Here is a 14,217-nt window from a genome sequence, read left to right on the forward strand (position 1 = left end):
CTCATGACGTGCGAGACGACACCGTAGACCGTAATGAACGTTCGGGTTACTGTCGTGACATGCTGCCCGGCGACGGATCGCCCGGGGACGGATCTGCCGGACCGACAGCGACGGATATCCGGTCTTTCACGCCGTCATCCGCGCGGCGTATCTTGCCTGAGGATTTATTATCGTGTCCTCGCTACACGGTGGTATCCATGGCCGAATCCCTAGACTGGAACCGAATCGAGGTGTCGAGTACCACACCGCCCGCGTTCGAGAGAGAGGCGGCGGAGACGCTCACGACGCTCCAACGGCTCGCCGAAGTCGGCGTCTGGACGTACGACGTGGCCGAAGAGGAGCTTTGGTGGAGCGAGGAGGCCAGACGGATCCACGGGCTCGACGCGGCGCCGACGGTGCCGGACGTGATCGAACAGTACGCGGAGGCGGACCAGCGGAAGGTACTCGAGCGCCTCTCGGAAGCGGTCGAACGCGGCGAATCGTTCTCCGTCGACGTGGGATACGCCAGCGAGCGGACGACCGAGCGCACGATACGGCTCCGGTGTGCGCCGATCGTCGAGGACGGCCGGACCGTCATGCTGCAGGGGGTAGTCCGGGACGTAACCGACCTGAAGCGACAGGAACAGCGCATCGAGATCCTTCGGCGTACGAGCGAGGACCTCAGGAACGCTAGTTCGAAGGACGAGGTCGCGGAGCTGCTGGCCGACGCCGCGAAGAACGTCTTGGGTCTCGTGAACACCACCGTTCGACTGGTCGACGAGAATCGGAATATGCTACAGACCGTCGTCGCGACCGAAGAGTGTTTAGAGCGTGCGGGCGACCGCCCGAATTACGCCGTCACCGAGGACACCCCGGCCGCGGAGACGTACCGAACCGGAACGCCTGTCATCCACGAGAACCACGAGTACACCGGCGACGACCACAGCCGGGGAGCCCTTCGGTCAGGGCTGTACGCCCCGATCGGAAGCCACGGCGTCCTCAGCGCCGGCGACGTCGTCGTCGACGCTTTCGAGGAACACGACCTCGAGGCGGCGAGTCTCCTCGGTGAACTCGGCGCGGAAGCGATCACGCGGATCGGGTGGGTGAAACGCTCGCGAGCGATCTGAGACGGCGATCGCAGCGACAATGGAAAGCGTGACCGCAGGCGGGACAATCGATTTACATTATGATAACAATTATTATCGATCGTGATCATGGTCTGGACATGATCGGCAACGTGACCGGGCGACGGCTCAAGACGACCGAGGCCTCGCTGGAGATCCTCCGGCTTATTCTCGAACACGACGGCCTCACGCTTAGCGAGTTGGACGGGATGGTCGACAGCTCGAAGAGTTCGATCTGCAGTCACCTCAACACGCTCTTGGAAAGCCGCTATCTCGTCAAGGAAAACGGGACCTATCACGTTAGCTTCCGGGTCGCGCTGTTAGGTGAACGAGCGAGACACCGGTATCCGACCGGTGGCGACATCGAAGCGGTCATCGATCGCTTGGCGCACACGACAGAGCAGGAAGCGAACTTCACCATCTTCGAGCACGGGCGGCTCCTCGCCTGCTACGGAACGTCGGCCGACGAGAACGCGACCGAGACGAACGCTCGCTACCGGTCGGAGTACCACCTTCACAACACCGCCGCGGGGAAAGCGATCCTCGCCGAGCTCGACCGGGACGAGGTCGAATCGATACTGGATCACTGGGGGCTTCCACGCGAGTCCGAGGGAACAATTACGAACCGCGATCGGCTGTTCGACGTGCTCGACGAGTACGAGTCACAGGGGTACGCCCTCGTTGACGAGGAGTTCGCTCCCGGTCTCGTTGCGATCGGGGCTCCCGTCCACGACGCCGACGGCGAAATCATTGGAGGAGTGAGCGTCGGCGGTCCGAAATACCGGAACAGCCTCACCCGGTTGGAGCGGGAGTTCGCCGAACCCCTGTCTGCCGCCGTCAGCGACATCGAGTCAGCGCTCTGAGAGGGGGTTGTCGATCGCAGTCGAGTCTGAGTTTGTCTGACTGAACTCAAATTCACATAATGAGAATACGCACAATGTTAACTATTAATAATTTATGTATAACGAGATATCCCACTTACCATTACAAAAGTACGTGTGTAAGTAGATGGCGCTGGAGAACCTTAGCAGCACACATTATTCACAATATGTGAATTAAGGGCACCTCCGCTGCGCTCCCAGCCGAGCAATCTCTTCAATGATACAAGGTGGCTAACAAGTACCAACGAGACGACCCTGGCCGGAGGGAGCAACTCGTCGGCGGCGCCCAAGCGAGCGAGATGATAAGAATTTTTCTACCATAATTTTATCTCAGAGTGGGACAATCTCGTGGGTATGGAGGTCGGAGTCCTAACAGTGGCGCTGGGCGAGGAACCGTTAGATCAAACGCTAGAGTACCTCTCCGGGATCGGAGTCGGTGCGGTCGAGTTCGGCTGCGGCGGGTTCGTCGGCGACAGTCACCTCACTCGCGAGGAGTACCTCGACGACGAAGCGGCACAGCGGGGGCTGCTCGAGCTGGTCGACGAACACGACCTCGAGATCAGCGCGCTATCGACGCACAACAACCCGCTGCATCCGGACGAGGACCGCGCCGACCGAGCGGTAACGGAGATCCGAGAGGCGGTCCGCCTCGCCGACCAGTTGGGCGTGGAAAACGTCAACACCTTCTCGGGGCTCCCCGGGGGCGGGCCGAACGACGAGGTCCCGAACTGGGTCACGGCGCCGTGGCCGCCCGAACACGCCGAGGCGCTCGACTACCAGTGGGAGGAGGTCGCCATCCCGACGTGGACTGCGCTGGCGGAGCACGCCGACGACCACGGCGTGAACATCTGCATCGAGATGCATCCGAACATGCTGGTGTACGAGCCGACCGGGCTGCTGCGGCTCCGGGAGGCGACGAACGAGCGGATCGGGGCGAACTTCGATCCGTCGCACCTCTACTGGCAGGGGATCGACGTGACCGAAGCCATCCGATTCTTGGGCGAACGCGACGCGATCCACCACTTCCACGCCAAGGACACGAAGGTGTACGACGCGAACGCGCGCGTGAAGGGCGTCCTCGACACGGAGCCGTACACCGCGGAGGCCGACCGCTCGTGGCTGTTCCGCTCGATCGGCTACGGCCACGGCGAGTCCCACTGGAAGGACATCGTCTCCACGCTCCGGATGGTCGGCTACGAGGGCGCGCTGTCGATCGAACACGAGGACTCGCTCACGTCGAGCCGCGAAGGGCTGGAGCGGGCCGTCGACGTGCTCCAGCGAGCCGTCTTCGATACGCAACCGGGCGACGCCTACTGGGCCTGAACCCGTGTGATAGCCGTCGGAGCGCTCGGGTACCGGTCCATGGGGAGGGCCAATTCGAACGCGATCGCCCGACTTCTCGTGCCTTCCTTATAACGTAACGCAGAACCCACTCAATTTGGCAATTAATGTTGTAGCGGTGAACATTGTATCTGTACGCAAACCGTTACGCTATAAGAAAAATAAGACACCGTATTAGTCTGCGAAATCATATTATCTTCTAAATTTATAAAGTATTAGCAGATTCAGACGGCCAGTACTGGATTGGTCCCAGAATAACTGCATCGCTAACTAGCACCGTTCTTGAGGTTTTACCGGATATTATAGATGTCAGGTAGGATAATTTCTGTTAGAACATCGCTTTTGGTCCGTACTGGTCGTCGAAGACTGACGGAACGCTGTACAATATTGTCAAATTCCAGTATAGTAAATGTGTATGACTATACGAGACTCGAATTTCTCGAGATTCCGACAGCGGGAAGAGTGAACGCTGTCATCGCGTTACCACGCCGCCGCGAATTATCTTGATTTGCGGAAGCACAAGGAGGAATCCTCGCGGTTCAGCGCGGAGCGGGTGTCGAAACTGAAACGAAGCCGCGTCTCAGATCGATCCTCCGTGATTGTGTACGGGCAGCGATCGGGGAACCGAATCAACGATATCAACCGTGTTAACGGTTGTAGGACGGTATCGAGATCTCGAATGTGTACCACATTTCGGTGAGTTCCCGGACCTCATCGTTTCACGCCGCCGCGGTACTCGGTGAACACTATCTTCAAGTACTGGTGTCGAGGTAATCGGGCATGGTTCGCCTCGAGCGCGTCGCGGACACGCACAGCCACACCGGCGAGGGGCCCCTGTGGCATCCGGATCGGCAACGTCTGTACTGGGTTGATATCCCGGCCGGCCGGCTCTGGTGGTACGATCCCGAAGCCGACGAGCACGGCGTCGCCTACGATGCCCCGTCCGGACCGATCGGTGGGTTCACGCTCGAACGCGACGGAGCGTTGCTCCTGTTCACTCACCGGACCGTTGAACGGTTCGACCCGGAAACCGGTGCAACCACCGTCGTACTCGAGGTCGACGCCCGGACGAGGTTCAACGACGTGATCGCCGACCCGGAGGGTCGGGTCTTCTGCGGAACCATGCCCGGATCGGAGGCGCTCGGCGATCTCTATCGGATCGACCCGGACGGACGCGTGACGACGGTCCTCGAGGATCTCGACATCCCGAACGGGATGGGGTTCTCGCGCGACGGAGAGACGTTCTACGTCACGGAGTCGGAGGCTCGCAAGATCTACGCCTTCGATTACGACCGAGAGACCGGAGATATCGCGGGTCAGCGGACGTTCTGTGAGATTCCGCCAGCGGACGGGATCCCCGACGGGATGACCGTCGACGCCGACGACCACGTGTGGTCGGCCCGATGGAACGGGGGGCGAGTCGTTCGGCACGCGCCGACGGGGGAACCCGTCGCCGAGATCGAACTGCCGGCGCGGAAGGTCTCCTCGGTCACGTTCGGCGACGCCGAGTATGAGACGCTTTACGTGACGACCGCGCTCACCGACGGGGATCGGTCGAGAGAGGGAGACGGTGCCGGTGCCGCGTTTCGCGTGACTGACCTCGACACCGAAGGGGTCCGCGAGTTCCGGTCCCGGATCGCCTGAGCGGTCGGGAGGCTATCGGTCTCTGGCCGCCGCGACCGCGTCGACCGTTCGGCGCGCGTTCTCGGCGATGGCCTCGTACTCCTCGTTCGCGACGGAATCGTCGTCGACGATCGCGCTGCCGACGCCGACTGCCGCGGCCCCCGCCTCGATGTACTCGCCGGCGTTCGCGGGGCCGACCCCGCCGGTTGGCACCAGCGGGATCTGCGGGAGCGGGCCGCCGAGGGCCGCGACGTGGTCCGGGCCGCCGGTCTTGGCGGGGAACACCTTCACGAAGTCGGCGCCGGCCTCGTACGCGCGGACGGCCTCCGTCGGCGTGAACGCGCCGGTCGCGACCGGCGTCCCGTAGCGGTTACCGGTCTCGATGACGCCGCCGTCGACGGTCGGCGTGACGAGGAACTCGGCGCCCGCGAGCTGAACCGTCCGGGCGGTCTCGGCGTCCAGAACCGTCCCGGCACCGACGAGCACGTCGTCGAACCGGTCCGAGAGCGCGCTGATCGTCTCCGCGACGTTCGGCGTGTCCGCGGTCACTTCGAGCGCCGTGACGCCGCCGTCGACCACGGCGTCCGCCACGTCGATCGCGGACTCGGGGTCCACGCCGCGGAGGATCGCGACGACGCCGCCCTCGCGGATCCGATCGACTTGTTGTGTGTGCATACGGGTATTCGGAACGGCGCTCGTTATAAATGGGACGGCTCGCTATCGGTTCGGTCTCGGGGGCTCGCGGAAGCGCGTTCACCGGCCGAGTCCTCCCGAACTCGTCCCGCATTCGGGGAAATCATCGCGGCATCAATCTCGTGGCCTCCGGCCGCCGAGGACCAACTGACGACCCCGTGCGATCGACCGCTTTCGCCGTACCCGAAACGACTAACAGAAGCGGCGGGGTACACCGAGACAGGAATGAGCGAAATCGTCGACTACGAGCTGTTCGAAGTGCCGCCGCGGTGGCTCTTCTTACGCGTCGAGACCGCCGACGGAACGGTCGGGTGGGGAGAGCCGGTCGTCGAGGGGCGGTCGAAGACGGTGCGAACCGCGGTCGAGGAGCTGTTCGAAACCTACCTGCTCGGCGAGGAGGCCGGACGGATCGAGGACCACTGGCAGACGATGTACCGCGGCGGATTCTACCGCGGCGGCCCGGTGCTGATGAGCGCCATCGCCGGGGTCGATCAGGCCCTCTGGGACATCAAGGGGAAGGAACTCGGCGTCCCCGTCTACGAGCTGCTCGGCGGCGCGGCGCGCGAGCGGATCCGAGTGTACCAGTGGATCGGCGGCGACCGCCCCTCCGACGTGGCCGAGCAGGCGCGAAAGCAGGTCGAGGCGGGGTTCACGGCGCTGAAGATGAACGCGACCGAGGAGATGGAGCGGATCGACGATCCCGCCGCGATCGACGCCGCCGCGACGCGATTGCGGGAGGTCCGAGAGGCCGTCGGCGACGAGGTCGGTATCGGCGTCGACTTCCACGGGCGCGTCTCCAAGCCGATGGCGAAGCGGCTCGTCGAGGCGCTCGAACCGTACGATCCGATGTTCGTCGAAGAGCCCGTCCTCTCGGGCCACAACGATTCGCTCCCCCAAATCGCCGCGCACACGACGACGCCGATCGCCACCGGCGAGCGCATGTACTCGCGCTGGGACTTTAAGGAGATTTTCGAGAACGGCGCCGTCGACGTGATCCAGCCGGACCTCTCGCACGCGGGCGGGATCACCGAGGTGAAGAAGATCGCCGCGATGGCCGAGGCGTACGACGTGGCGATGGCGCCCCACTGCCCGCTCGGCCCGATCGCGCTCGCGTCGTGTCTGCAGGTCGACGCCTGCTCGCCGAACGCCTTCATCCAGGAGCAGAGCCTGGACATCCACTACAACGAGACGAGCGACGTGCTCGACTACCTCGCGGACCCCTCCGTCTTCGACTACGAGGACGGGTCCGTCCAGATCCCCGACGAGCCCGGCCTCGGGATCGAGATCGACGAGGAACACGTGCGCGCGCAGGCGGAGAAAGACGTGGACTGGCACAACCCCGTCTGGCGACACGACGACGGGAGCGTCGCCGAGTGGTAAGCGTCGCCGAGGGACAAGCCGTCGAGCGGGAGGCGGCCGACAGCAGTCAAGCCGCGAGCGACGGTATCGAGTCGACGACGCGGCCGGGGTCGCGGCGTTCCTCGCGAACGACGAGGCGAACTTCATCACCGGCGGGAGCGTTCCGATCGGCGGGAGACGCTCACAGGCCGCGACACTAGTGTCAGAGATACGTGAATACCTATAAAATACCAGATAACAGTACTATAAGGAATTCGTATAAATTAGAGATCGTAACTAGCGGCGGTTCCAGTTCGATGATGAAGAATTCCTCTCTAAGACTGGTGTCTGAGAGTTGATCAGACCTAGGTTCCTACCTGTGGGAGGGTCTGTTCTTATACACTCTATTGGGGATCTTCTCGGATACCGGAGGAAGTCATTGATACGCATAGGGGGTTTAAACCCTTAAGAACCCAATTTTGGCGAACACCGCCCTCGAATTCGATTTGACGATCGCCCATGCGAGGCGACTGAAAGAGTTTGAGAGCTAGTCGGCTCTATATCTTCCGTCGTTACGGATACTTCGACAATACCCCGTGAGTCTGCAGTAATCACGGCCTCGATCGCCGATACGGTTAGTATCGGATCCGAACCGGATTTTATATGTTTTAGTTGGTATAATTCTAACTTATCAGTCATATACTAATTAAAAATACCGGGTGAGAGTCGCACACAGCACTACAAGACGAAGCCCACGACCGAGTTCGGCGGTTACTGACGGCGGATCGAAAGCCGATCGACGCGATGCGAGCCGCGTCACTCGGCGCGCGGGAGTTCGACGACGAACACGGTCCCCGTCGGCTCGTTGTCTTCGATCCGTATCTCGCCGCCGTACTGAGTGACTAGCGTCTGAACGAGGTACAGCCCGATTCCCGTGCCGGGGCTTCCGAGGCCTCGCTCGCCTTTCCCGAACACGAACTCCTTCTTGTCGTCGGAGATTCCGGGACCGTTGTCGGCGATCCGAACGTCGACGTCGTCGTCTCTGGGCTCGCAGGACACCTCGACGACGGGGGTGTCCTTGTCGTTGTGCTGGACGGCGTTGTTCAGGAGGTTCCGGAACACCGAGTTGAGCATGCCGTCGGCGGCCACCGCAACGTCGGGGATGGACCCGTCGACGACGAACTCCGCTTGTGGGAAGGACTCCTCGCGAAGCGACAGCTCGGTCGTCAGGGCCGATCGAAGCGAGATCGGCTCGACGGCGACCTCCTCGTTCGAGACGACGGTTTCGACGTAGTCGTGCGCTATCTCCGTCAGTTCGACGACGTGTTCGCCGCTGGCGAGGATCTTCTGCAGGTACTCTTTCCCTTCGTCGTCGACGTGGTCTTCGAGCAGCTCCATCCAGCCGAGGACGACCGCCATGTCGTTGCGGATGTCGTGGCGGACGATCCGGTTCAGCAGTTCGAGCTCTTGCTCGCGGCCCTGTTGCTCCGTGATATCCGTACAGATACCGACGACTTCGGCGATCTCGCCGTCGTCGTCTCGGAGCATGACCTGCCGCGTGAGCACCCACCGAACCGATCCATCTGGTTGGACGACGCGGCCCTCGTACGCCTCGTCACGGGCTCCCTGCGCCGACGCCTCGATGTTCGCTCGCACCCGGTCGCGGTCCTCCGGGTGGATGCTATCGATCAACAGGGAGATGTCGTCTTTGACGTCTTCAGGGGGGATTCCCCAGATGTCCTCGAATCCGGCACTGATGTAGTCGAACTCACCCGGTCCAGTGGCCGTCCACAGCGCAACGCCGTCGAGCTGATCGAACAGCGCTCGGAAATCGCGCCGGTTTCCGAGCGAGCCCCGAGTCATACCGAGGTGTTCACGTCGAGAGTGATAAAGACCGATCGTAGTTCCTACCATCGCGTGTCGTACCGACGATGGCCTCGGCGGCACGATACCGATCACTCCCCCTCTCACCGAGGCGGAGATCCCGATCCGGGTGCCGCCCAACACCGTCTTCGCCGGCCTGCTCTCAGCCGACGTATCCCCGTTCTCACAGCGACCGCGAGCCGTCGAGCGCGACCAGGAGTGCGTTCGCGCGCGGCGTGGCGCGGTACATCCGCCACTTGCCCTCTTTCCGGCGCGTGACGAGGTCGGCGTCGGTGAGCTTCGAGAGGGCGTGACTGATCGCGCTGTCGCTCACGTCCAGCAGCGGCGAGAACTCACACACGCACAGTTCGTCGTCGTCAGCCGCATGCAACATCCGAACGATCTTGTACCGCGTCTCGTTCCCGAGCGCCGACAGCAACTCGATGTCGCTCTCGAGGTCAGATCCGTCGGTGGCGTCGTTCAGCTCCTCCAGCTCCGCCAGTCGCTCAGATAGATCCTCGTCGGTGCAGGAGCCGCACTCGTCGGCGACGTACCGCCGCAGACGATCGGTCGATGACATAGACGACAATTGAACTGATACGAGATTAAGCGTTATGGACTGCCGGACATAAGCCGTCTACATATCTAGAATGATTTCACGATCGCTCATCTATACCAGCTACAACCAGCGATATCTTCTCCCATTTTCACTGGTTACCAGACTTATTTAGGTATGTTGGCCATATAGATCCGATAATAAGACGATAGACGAATCGACCTCAGTGGCTTATCTGATCGAAGGGTTTATAATTATTTGAGAGTTTGTTCAATTGAATCGATCGCAGAGGGTGTGTCCGAACGTACCCCTCTTCGCGAACGATAGCTCAACCGATCGACGGCGATTCGACCCCATCATGACCGAACTCACCCTGTACGAAGAAGCGATGTGTTGCTCCACCGGCGTCTGCGGTCCCGACCCCGACGACGAACTCGTCGAGGTCAGCGCGGCGCTCGACCAGCTCGAAGACGCGTTCGACGACCTCGAGGTCAACCGGGCGAACATGCAGCACAACATCGACCAGTTCCTCGAGACACAGCGGATCTACGACCGCGTCCAGGAGGACGGTCCGTCGATCCTCCCCATCACGGTCGTCGACGACGAAATCGTCGCCGAGGGCGAGTACCTCTCGTACGACGAACTGACCGCGGCTATCGACGAGAGCCCGACGCCACAGGAGGCCTAACGAATGGCACAGACGGAGCAGTCGGCGGGGACGACGGCGACGACCGCGCGCGAGATCGTCGAACCGAGCGGCGACGAGACGGAGTTCGTCTTCTTCAGCGGGAAGGGCGGCGTCGGCAAGAGCACGGTGAGCTGTGCGACCGCGACGTGGCTCGCCGACAACGACTACGAGACGCTGCTGGTGACCACCGACCCCGCGCCGAACCTCTCGGACATCTTCGGCCAAGCCATCGGTCACGAGGTCACCGCGATCGACGGGATCGAGAACCTCTCGGCGATCGAGATCGACCCGGACACCGCCGCGGAGGAGTACCGACAGGAGACGATCGAGCCGATGCGCGAACTACTCGGTGAAGAGGAGATCGAGACGGTCGAAGAGCAGCTCAACAGTCCCTGCGTCGAGGAGATCGCGGCCTTCGACAACTTCGTCGACTTCATGGACAGCCCCGAGTACGACGCCGTCGTCTTCGACACGGCGCCGACGGGTCACACCATCCGGCTGATGGAGCTCCCCTCCGACTGGAACGCCGAACTGGAGAAAGGCGGGTCGACCTGCATCGGGCCGGCCGCCTCGATGGAGGATAAAAAGCAGGATTACGAGCGCGCCATCGACACGCTGCAGGACGACGATCGCACCTCATTCGCCTTCGTCGGTAAGCCCGAGGACTCCTCGATCGACGAGATCGAACGCAGCGCGAGCGACCTCGCTGACCTCGGGATCGAGTCACAATTGCTGATCCTCAACGGCTACCTGCCTGAGTCGGTGTGCGAGGACCCCTTCTTCGAGGGGAAGCGCGCGGACGAACAGGCCGTCATCGAGCGCGCCCGCGAGGAGTTCGACGCCGACGCGACGGCGACGTATCCGCTTCAGCCGGGCGAGATCGCCGGTCTCGACCTGCTCGCGGACGTGGGTGGTGTTCTCTACGACGGCAGGGAAGCGACCGTCGACGCCGGGACCGCGACCGACGTGGACGCCGACGGCGGGGTCGACTTCGACGCGATGGCGGACGCCGACGCGGTCGTCGGTCAACTGACGCCGGGCGACGAGACGCAGTACCTCTTCTTCACGGGGAAGGGCGGCGTCGGCAAGAGCACGGTCGCCTCCACGGCGGCGACGAAACTCGCCGAGGCGGGCCACGAGACGCTCGTCGTCACGACCGACCCGGCCGCGCACTTAGAGGACATCTTCGGCGAGCCCGTGGGCCACGAGCCCACCTCGGTCGGCCAGGAGAACCTCGACGCGGCGCGGATCGACCAAGAGAAAGCGCTTGCGGAATACCGCGAGCAGGTCCTCGACCACGTCACCGAGATGTACGAGAACAAGGGGGACACGCAGATAGATGTCGACGCCGCGATCGCGAACGTCGAGGAGGAGTTGGAGTCGCCCTGTGCCGAGGAGATGGCCGCCTTAGAGAAGTTCGTGAGCTACTTCGACGAGGACGGCTACGACGTCGTCGTCTTCGACACGGCGCCGACGGGCCACACGCTCCGCCTGCTCGAACTCCCCTCCGACTGGAAGGGGTTCATGGACCTCGGCTCGCTGACGAAGGGCGCCGCGCCCGCGAAAGGCGACCAGTACGACGAGGTCATCGAGACGATGAAAGACCCCGAGCAGAGCACGTTCGCGTTCGTGATGTACCCCGAGTACACGCCAATGATGGAGGCGTACCGGGCCGCAGCCGACCTCGAAGACCAAGTCGGCATCGAGACCTCGCTGGTCGTCGCCAACTACCTCCTCCCCGAGGAGTACGGCGACAACGCCTTCTTCGCGAACCGGCGTGCCCAGCAGGCGCAGTACCTCGACGAGATCCGCGACCGGTTCGACGCGCCGCTGATGTTGGCGCCGCTCCGGCGCGACGAGCCGATCGGGCTCGACGAGCTGAGCGCCTTCGGCGAGGAGATCACCGGGCTCGCGGACGTTGCCGAGGCCGACGCACCGGAGGTGACTCCCTCGTGAGCGACGCGCAGGACGCGGACGACACGGCAGAGAGCGTCGCGAACGCGTCCGCCGACGGGGACGTAGAGGCGAACGTCGAGGCGGCGCTCCGCGAGTTCCTCGACGCCCTCGGCGATTCGGAGACGTACCAGCGGTTCGTCGCGGCCGACGAGGCGCTACAGGAGGACGACGACGCGATGGCGCTGCTCCGCGAGTACCAGCGGAAGCAACAGCAGATGCAGCGCGGCGGCTTCGACGAGTCGGTGATGGCCGAACTGAAAGGGCTCCAGACCGAGATGTCGAACGACGAGACGATCCAGCGTCAGCAGGCCGCACAGGCCGAGCTGATAGAACTCTTCCAGCGGACGAACGACGCAATCAGCGACGAGATCGCCGAGGAGTTCGCGCGGTCCACCGGAGGTGGGTGCTGTTGAGCGCTTCCGATCAGGACGCCGGCAAGGACGGAGTCACCGACGACGAGGTCGTCACGGCCGCCGAGTCGCTCGGCGAAGAGCTCGCGGCGGCGAAGGAGTCGTCCTCGGAATTCGCGTTCACGACGATGGTGATGCAGTGTAACGAAGCGATCGGCGACGAGACCGGAATCGATTACGGCAGCGTCTGTGGCGCCGACGACGACGGCTGCTGTTAACGGAGGTCGATGGGGGTCGCGTCGGTCGGCGACCCTGCCAATCGCGTCACTTCGCAGAGTCACTTCGCAGACGGCGTCTCCGACAGGAGTTCATCGAACAGCGTGACGACGCGTTCCTCGATCTCGTCGCGGATCTCACGAACCTCTTCGATCGGACGCTCGTGGGGATCGTCGAGACCCCAATCGCGGTTCTCGCCGTTCCACGCCGCCGGGCACACGTCCGACGCCGAACACCCCATCGTGACGACGAGGTCGACCGCCTGTAGCTCGTCTGGCGTCACCTCTCGCGGCGTTCGGTTGCTGAGGTCGATATCCCGTTCACGCATCGCCTCGACGACGATATCGTGGACGTGCTCGGCCGACCGTGTCCCGCCGGTGAGTATCTCGATCCGACCGTCCACGTCGCGGCGGTCGCGCTCGCGCTCGCGCTCGACGACGACGGATCGCTCTCGGTCGAGGGCGACGAAGCGGTGATCGTCGGCGACGGCGGCGGGTAGGCGAGGCGGATCGCAGACGGGCGGCGAAAACCCGAGGTCGACGACCGCTTAGAGCGACTCGTACAGCGACCGGTACCGCTCGGCGATCGCGTCGAGCGAGAACGACTCGCTGCGCGCCTCGGCGTTCGACCCGAGTCGTTCTCGGAGCTCGGGATCGGAGAGCCGGCGGATCGCGTCGGCGAACGCCGCGGTCTCGTCGTCCGCGGGGGCAGGGTCGACCTTCAGGCAGTCCTCGCCGTCGTCGAGCCACGAGAACGTCTCGATGTCGCGGACGACCACGGCCTTCCCGGCGGTCATCGCCTCCAGCAGCGCGATCCCCTCGTTCTCCTCGTGGGTCGGGAACAGGAACACGTCGCCCGCGGCGAACGCGCCTCGAATGTCGTCGACGAATCCGGTGAAGGTGCAGTTGTCCGGCGACTCTTCGATGAGGCGGGTGGTCTCCCGGCCTTTTAAGGAGAGATCGAGCGGACCGAACCACGCGAAGTCGATATCGGGCAGTTCGCGGGCCAGATCGACGAACGTCTCCAGCCCCTTCCGCTTGATAACGTGGCCGACGAGGAAGACGGTCGGCGGGGACAGGTCGTAGCGCTCGCGGTACTCGGCCTCCAGCGACTCGAAGCCGGCGAGCTTCTCGCGGTCGACGCCGTTCGAGATGACCGTCGTCGGCGCGTCGGTGTACCCCTCGATCACGCCGCGGTTGTACTCGGAGGGACAGACGAGCGCATCTGCGAGGCCGTACGCCCGACTGAGGTAGGGCTTGAGCGGTTTCGCGAGCGCGTTGGTGAACCGGAAGCTGTCGCCGAAGTCCTCCGCGGTGACGTGGGTGTGCGCGACCACCGGGATTCCCCGGTCGCTCGCGCGCTTCGCGTACCACACCGAGCGCGGCCCCATCAGGTTGCAGTGGAGCACGTCGGCGTCGAGCGTCGGCTCGGTCGTGTACGAGATTCCCTCCCGATCGAGCATCTTCCGCTGGTGGACGACGGACTCGCGGATGCCGCCGGTGACGTGGTCCTCGAACTCGAAGTAGTGGCTGACCTTCATCGCTCGTGC

The 14,217-nt window shown here is 63.3% G+C and carries 15 protein-coding genes; 10 read left to right on the top strand and 5 right to left on the bottom strand.

Annotated features, from left to right (window positions below):
- The first annotated feature begins 197 nt into the window (after positions 1-197).
- The 4 genes from ACP96_RS03450 to ACP96_RS03465 all read left to right on the top strand — a co-directional run bounded on the left by ACP96_RS03450 (position 198) and on the right by ACP96_RS03465 (position 4,969).
- On the top strand, positions 198-1,106 hold the full coding sequence (locus tag ACP96_RS03450) for a GAF domain-containing protein (protein WP_152663329.1): 909 nt from the start codon (positions 198-200) through the stop codon (positions 1,104-1,106).
- 98 nt (positions 1,107-1,204) lie between these two features.
- A complete protein-coding gene (locus tag ACP96_RS03455) occupies positions 1,205-1,966 on the top strand; it encodes an IclR family transcriptional regulator (protein WP_050024485.1) in 762 nt (253 codons plus the stop codon).
- Between the two features lie 372 nt (positions 1,967-2,338).
- Positions 2,339-3,307 (top strand): sugar phosphate isomerase/epimerase family protein, encoded by a 969-nt coding sequence (locus ACP96_RS03460; RefSeq protein WP_050032218.1) that lies wholly within the window; start codon positions 2,339-2,341, stop codon positions 3,305-3,307.
- A 798-nt stretch (positions 3,308-4,105) separates the two neighbouring features.
- The gene (locus ACP96_RS03465) at positions 4,106-4,969 is read left to right on the top strand and encodes an SMP-30/gluconolactonase/LRE family protein (RefSeq protein WP_050024489.1); all 864 of its coding nucleotides are present in this window, start codon (positions 4,106-4,108) and stop codon (positions 4,967-4,969) included.
- Between the two features lie 12 nt (positions 4,970-4,981).
- Here ACP96_RS03465 and ACP96_RS03470 read toward each other — a convergent pair whose 3' ends face one another.
- Entirely contained in the window at positions 4,982-5,623 is a 642-nt protein-coding gene (locus tag ACP96_RS03470; protein ID WP_050032219.1) for a bifunctional 4-hydroxy-2-oxoglutarate aldolase/2-dehydro-3-deoxy-phosphogluconate aldolase, read from the bottom strand.
- 243 nt (positions 5,624-5,866) lie between these two features.
- Here ACP96_RS03470 and dgoD point away from each other — a divergent pair, with 243 nt between their 5' ends.
- Positions 5,867-7,021 (top strand): galactonate dehydratase, encoded by a 1,155-nt coding sequence (dgoD, locus tag ACP96_RS03475; RefSeq protein ID WP_050032220.1) that lies wholly within the window; start codon positions 5,867-5,869, stop codon positions 7,019-7,021.
- A 774-nt stretch (positions 7,022-7,795) separates the two neighbouring features.
- On the opposite strand, the gene ACP96_RS03480 is transcribed toward dgoD, so the two are convergent.
- Both ACP96_RS03480 and ACP96_RS03485 read right to left on the bottom strand, forming a co-directional pair.
- Complete coding sequence (locus tag ACP96_RS03480; protein WP_050032221.1) at positions 7,796-8,842, bottom strand: sensor histidine kinase; 1,047 nt, start codon at positions 8,840-8,842, stop codon at positions 7,796-7,798.
- A 184-nt stretch (positions 8,843-9,026) separates the two neighbouring features.
- Complete coding sequence (locus ACP96_RS03485; protein ID WP_050032222.1) at positions 9,027-9,422, bottom strand: ArsR/SmtB family transcription factor; 396 nt, start codon at positions 9,420-9,422, stop codon at positions 9,027-9,029.
- Between the two features lie 334 nt (positions 9,423-9,756).
- On the opposite strand from ACP96_RS03485, the gene arsD reads away from it, so the two are divergent.
- From arsD to hcsS, 4 genes are read left to right on the top strand one after another with little or no spacing between them, the layout of a single operon-like run.
- On the top strand, positions 9,757-10,086 hold the full coding sequence (gene arsD / locus ACP96_RS03490) for an arsenite efflux transporter metallochaperone ArsD (RefSeq protein WP_050022959.1): 330 nt from the start codon (positions 9,757-9,759) through the stop codon (positions 10,084-10,086).
- A gap of 3 nt (positions 10,087-10,089) precedes the next feature.
- Positions 10,090-12,042 (top strand): arsenical pump-driving ATPase, encoded by a 1,953-nt coding sequence (gene arsA / locus ACP96_RS03495; RefSeq protein ID WP_050032223.1) that lies wholly within the window; start codon positions 10,090-10,092, stop codon positions 12,040-12,042.
- Positions 12,039-12,455, top strand: coding sequence for a halo-CC-star protein HcsL (gene hcsL / locus ACP96_RS03500; protein WP_050032224.1), 417 nt, complete (start codon positions 12,039-12,041; stop codon positions 12,453-12,455). Before arsA ends, hcsL begins: the two co-directional genes overlap by 4 nt.
- Positions 12,446-12,670, top strand: a complete 225-nt coding sequence (gene hcsS, locus ACP96_RS03505; RefSeq protein WP_050032225.1) for a halo-CC-star protein HcsS — start codon at positions 12,446-12,448, stop codon at positions 12,668-12,670. The genes hcsL and hcsS overlap by 10 nt, the downstream gene beginning before the upstream one ends.
- Before the next feature lie 59 nt (positions 12,671-12,729).
- On the opposite strand, the gene ACP96_RS03510 is transcribed toward hcsS, so the two are convergent.
- Positions 12,730-13,071 carry an arsenate-mycothiol transferase ArsC gene (locus tag ACP96_RS03510; protein WP_050032226.1) on the bottom strand — a complete coding sequence of 114 codons (342 nt, stop codon included), beginning with the start codon at positions 13,069-13,071 and terminating at the stop codon, positions 12,730-12,732.
- Between ACP96_RS03510 and ACP96_RS19105 the strand changes: the two genes are divergently transcribed.
- A complete protein-coding gene (locus ACP96_RS19105) occupies positions 13,015-13,167 on the top strand; it encodes a hypothetical protein (RefSeq protein WP_202593908.1) in 153 nt (50 codons plus the stop codon). The genes ACP96_RS03510 and ACP96_RS19105 overlap by 57 nt on opposite strands.
- A 48-nt stretch (positions 13,168-13,215) precedes the next feature.
- Here ACP96_RS19105 and ACP96_RS03515 read toward each other — a convergent pair whose 3' ends face one another.
- A complete protein-coding gene (locus tag ACP96_RS03515; RefSeq protein WP_050032228.1) occupies positions 13,216-14,208 on the bottom strand; it encodes a glycosyltransferase family 4 protein in 993 nt (330 codons plus the stop codon).
- Between the last annotated feature and the right edge of the window lie 9 nt (positions 14,209-14,217).

The sequence above is a fragment of the Halorubrum halophilum genome (assembly GCF_000739595.1).
Taxonomy (GTDB): domain Archaea; phylum Halobacteriota; class Halobacteria; order Halobacteriales; family Haloferacaceae; genus Halorubrum; species Halorubrum halophilum.